We start from the raw sequence: 2,415 nt of genomic DNA on the forward strand, positions 1-2,415 counted from the left end.
ACCACGAACTGCGTGACCGCACTGAAGAACTCGCAGAAATCGTAACCAAAGAGTGTGGGAAGGAAATCTCCGAAGGCCGCGCCGACGTCATCGAGGCCTACCACATGGTCGAGTGGGCCGCAGGCGACGCTCGCCACCCCAAGGGCGACGTGGTCCCCTCCGAGATTCCCGCCAAGGACGCCTACATGCGCCGCAAGCCCCGTGGCGTCGTCGGCTGTATTACCCCGTGGAACTTCCCGGTCGCCATTCCGTTTTGGCACATGGCCGTCGCACTCGTCGAGGGCAACACCGTCGTCTGGAAGCCCGCCGAGCAGACGCCGTGGTGTGGCCAGATTATCGCCGAGATGTTCGAGGACGCCGGTATTCCGGACGGCGTGTTCAACATGGTACAGGGCTTCGGTGACGCTGGTGCCTCCATCGTCGACCAAGAGCGCATCGACACCGTGCTCTTCACTGGCTCCGCGGAAGTCGGCCACGAGGTCGCAAGCAAGGTCGCTCAACAGCCCGGCACGCTCGCCGCGTGTGAGATGGGTGGCAAGAACAACATCGTCATCACCGAGAAGGCGGACCTCGACATCGCCGTCCACTCCGCCGTCATGTCGTCGTTCAAGACGACCGGCCAGCGCTGTGTCTCCTCCGAGCGCCTCGTCGTCCACGAGGACGTGTACGACGAGTTCAAAGAGCGCTACGTCGAGATTGCAAAGGATGTCTCCGTCGGGAATCCCCTCCGCGAAGACACGTTCATGGGTCCGCTCATCGAGGCTGAGCACAAAGAGAAGGTCCTCAAGTACGCCGACCTTGCGAAGAAAGAGGGCGTGAACGTTCTCGTCGACCGCACGGAACTCGACCCCGAGGAGATTCCCGAAGGCCACGAAGACGGCCACTGGGTCGGTCCGTTCGTTTACGAGGCAGACGCATACGAAGACCTCCGCTGTACGCACGAGGAAGTCTTCGGCCCGCACGTCGCGCTGCTCAAGTACTCCGGCGACATCGAAGAGGCAGTCGAGATTCAGAACGATACCGAGTACGGTCTCGCTGGAGCCATCATCTCCGAGGACTACCGCCAGATTAACTACTACCGCGACCACGCCGAAGTCGGTCTCGCGTACGGCAACCTCCCGTGTATCGGTGCCGAGGTTCACCTGCCGTTCGGTGGCGTAAAGAAGTCCGGTAACGGCTACCCGTCGGCCCGCGAAATCATCGAAGCCGTCACCGAGCGTACCGCGTGGACGCTCAACAACTCCAAGGAAATCCGCATGGCTCAGGGCCTCTCTGCGGACATCAAGACCAAAGACGAATAACCCGTCGCGTTCACTGCGACCACGGCCCCGCTTTTTTCTCTTTGTCCGGTGCGTCCTGCGAGATAGCTACAGTATCGGTGCTCGGGGAGCTAACACACTGAAGGTAAATCGTCGAGAGAGTACTGTCGCTCGATGGTAATCCATCAAAAGGCGGAGGCGAATATGCCTCCCGCCGAATCTCGTGTCACCAGTTGGCGAAGTGAGACGAGGGGGGAGTGCACCCCCACCGGGCTTGGGGGCGCGAAACGACGTGGCCACGTCGTTGGGTGCCGCAACGGACCCCGAAACGTTGCAGCGAGTGCGGCGGATGTGGAGTCGCCGACGTCTGGCGAGAAAAGCGCCTATTGCGTCGGCGAACGTGGATTCGGAGCCACAGTGTATAAACCCACCGCAACAATGGGTCACACACCCCGTGAAAATCCAACTCTCGCGGCTTCAGGCGGTTGCTTCGAGTTCGCGCCGAAGCGCCGCTTCGAGGTTGTCGAGTTCTCGGTCGAGGTTTCGCTCGAAGAACTTCTCGACACCGGGTAGTCGGCCGTCGACGACGAACTCGTTCACGAGGCGACAGCCGCCGTCGCTTGCCTGGATGGTGTGTTCGCCCGTCACTCGCATCACACGGGACTTGCCGACGAACTTGACGTGGGTTGGTTCCTCGACGACGATATCTTCGGTTTCGACGGTCACAGTCGACCGAACGAGTGGAATCGGCAATTCGAGATGCCACGTCGCGTGGCGGCCGTCCTCGGCGACGTCGAATCGGTCGACGACACTGATTGCATCCGCTCGTTTCGCAGGGTCAGCAATAAACTCCCAGACGCGTTCCCCGGCGGCATCGAACTCGAAGGTTCGTTTCACGCGGACGGTCATGAGATAGCATCACACCTCGACAGTAAAAAGCCGTGGAATCGCCTCAGCTCCGGGTGACACGCCATGTGGTAGAGCGGGCGCGTCCCCACTTTTCGATTTCTACGTCCTCGGACTTTTCGGCCAGTTGGGGCAGGCGAGAGCCGACCTGCTTTGCGGTGAGACCGATAGCTTCGGCGATGTTTTTCGCCCGAAAGTACCCTTCTCCACGGCTGACGCTGTCGCGGAGATAGGCGAGAATGCGTTGTTC

General features: G+C 60.8%; 3 protein-coding genes. 1 reads left to right on the plus strand and 2 read right to left on the minus strand.

Annotation, left to right across the window (positions count from 1 at the left end):
* A partial coding sequence (locus QT222_RS02310) for an aldehyde dehydrogenase family protein (RefSeq protein ID WP_491476176.1) occupies positions 1–1,301 on the plus strand: 1,301 nt, incomplete at its 5' end.
* A gap of 435 nt (positions 1,302–1,736) precedes the next feature.
* Here QT222_RS02310 and QT222_RS02315 read toward each other — a convergent pair.
* Entirely contained in the window at positions 1,737–2,168 is a 432-nt protein-coding gene (locus QT222_RS02315) for an SRPBCC family protein (protein WP_004572477.1), read from the minus strand.
* A 43-nt stretch (positions 2,169–2,211) separates the two neighbouring features.
* The coding region (locus QT222_RS02320; RefSeq protein WP_491476177.1) for a DUF7123 family protein at positions 2,212–2,415 on the minus strand (204 nt) is incomplete at its 5' end.

The sequence above is a fragment of the Haloferax sp. s1 genome, from assembly GCF_058382125.1.

Excerpts from the sequence above, each read along its gene's own strand:
- QT222_RS02315 (WP_004572477.1), bottom strand. The coding sequence starts at position 2,168 with ATGACCGTCCGCGTGAAACGAACCTTCGAGTTCGATGCCGCCGGGGAA.